Raw genomic sequence first — 1956 nt, forward strand, 5'->3', positions numbered from 1 at the left:
CCGCCGAGGCGGTCTCTTCGGTGTTCGACGAGGACAACCTGATCGCCGATGCGGGCCTGGTGCCGGTGGTCCGGCTTGCGGAGCGGGCCGGTCTGGCCGGGATGGTCGAAACCGCGGTACGAATCAACGGTTCGGGTAACGACGGTGGTGCGAACCCGGCGGCGAAGGTGATGTCGCTGGTGGCGGCGATGTGCGCCGGCGCCGACAGCATCGATGACGCCGACCGGCTGCGGCACGGCGCGGTGCGGTGGCCTTCACCGGGGTTCGGGCGCTCTCCACACTGGGCACGCTCCTGCGGTCGTTCACCCACGGGCATGCCCTGCATCTGCACGCGGTGCACCGCCGGTTCCTGGGCGAGCTGGTCAGGCCGGCGCCGCTGCTGCCCGGCGCCGACCAGGTCGCCTTCATCGACGTCGACTCCACCCATAAGCGGGTGTTCGGCCGCGCCAAGCAGGGCGCGCAGATCGGACGGATCAAAGGCGTACGCACCCTGCATCCACTGCTGGCCACGATCAGCACCCCGACCGCCGGCCCGATCGTGGCCGCGGCGCGGCTGCGCCAAGGCCGCTCGGCCGACAGCCGGGGAGCGATGCGCCTGGTCACCGAGGCGCTGGCCACCGCACCGCAGGTCGGAGCCACCGGCATCCGCGTACTGCGTGCCGATTCGCAGTTCTACAACGCCGATGTGGTGGCCGCCTGCCGCCGCGCCGACGCCCGCTTTTCGATCACCTGCGGCATGAACCCGTCCATCAAGCGGGCCATCTCCGCCATCGGCGAGGACGCGTGGACGCAGATCCGCTCCCCGACCGGTGTACTCGATCCCGACACCGGCGAACTGATCTATGACGCCCAGGTCGCCGAGATACCCGCCTACACCGCCTTCACCGGCGTGGATGCACCTGTTCAGCACCGTCCACGCCCCACCCGAGAGCGTCTGACCTGCCATTATCCACCGCCCGACGGGCCCGACCGGAACCCCAACACGTAAAAAAAACAAGGCAGACCAGCCGATCAGCCCTGCCCGCAATCCGCCGCCAACTCGACAAACCTCACCGAAACGACCGAGAGAGCAACCTCGAACCACCATCGGTGGATCGAGGCTAAGCGGTTACCGCAGCAGATCGCGCACCGCATCGTCGCTCCCCCTCTCAGGGCCTTCGACGCTGGGCTTCGACCCCGCCCGTTTCCAGACGAAACCGCCAGCCTGCTACGGGGCCTCCTGGCAGCTACCGGACCACTTACACCGGCAAGCGACGACGAGCTTACGAACAAGATCAGCCGCTCATGCGGCATCACCTCCCGTTCTGCTGGGCGCACGAAAAGCGTTCACCCCTGGGCGCCGCCTCGACCTTTAGAGGAGAGAGACGCTGATGCTCACCGGACCGGTAACGCTCTGGTGAATAATCGAAAGATGCGCGGACTTGGTCTGATACATTTTCTGCATCTCCCAGGACCAGATTTCGCCATCTGGCCGACGATACGTATCGGCGATACGCCATCCTCTACTTTCCAGATGTCGCGTCACTTGCTGGGGCGGGATCGAGGGATCGAGCCGAGTGGCCAGGTAAGGAGAATCACCCGAATCACAAACGGCCACAGTCCTAAGAGGGGGGCTGTTCAGCACCGCCAGTTCGGCCGCGACCGCTCCCCGAATGCGTCTCAACTCCCTCACCCCCTCCTTGCACTTGCCCTCCTCCCAGGAGGAAAACCCGATCACTGCGGCAATCGGTACGGCCAGGACGACGGCAACCCCCACCACCACACTCACCATCAAACGATTCACGGGACTTCCTCTCGACCGTTCGAAACGTGCCCGCGACCTCGGCCATCATGCCACACATCACCACGTCCGCAGTCAGGTCTGATACGGCAGCTGTAATTTTGGTCCTGACCTGCTGTGATCATGGTGTGGTTTCGGCGTAGGTGTGCCAGGCGTGGTGACAGGTTCGGGCTCGT

Annotated in this window: 3 protein-coding genes; 1 reads left to right on the forward strand and 2 read right to left on the reverse strand. The window is 65.5% G+C overall.

From position 1 onward, the window contains the following. Positions 1–211 (reverse strand): hypothetical protein (locus tag ACGFK0_RS37620; RefSeq protein ID WP_392913551.1); only part of this gene is annotated, 211 nt, incomplete at its 3' end. 36 nt (positions 212–247) lie between these two features. Here ACGFK0_RS37620 and ACGFK0_RS37625 point away from each other — a divergent pair. Then, a complete protein-coding gene (locus ACGFK0_RS37625) occupies positions 248–988 on the forward strand; it encodes a transposase (RefSeq protein ID WP_392913553.1) in 741 nt (246 codons plus the stop codon). Between the two features lie 363 nt (positions 989–1351). Here the strand turns inward: ACGFK0_RS37625 and ACGFK0_RS37630 are convergent, their stop codons facing one another. After that, the gene (locus ACGFK0_RS37630; RefSeq protein WP_392913555.1) at positions 1352–1783 is read right to left on the reverse strand and encodes a hypothetical protein; all 432 of its coding nucleotides are present in this window, start codon (positions 1781–1783) and stop codon (positions 1352–1354) included. Between the last annotated feature and the right edge of the window lie 173 nt (positions 1784–1956).

This window comes from Spirillospora sp. NPDC048823 (assembly GCF_043198445.1).
Classification (GTDB): Bacteria; Actinomycetota; Actinomycetes; order Streptosporangiales; family Streptosporangiaceae; genus Spirillospora.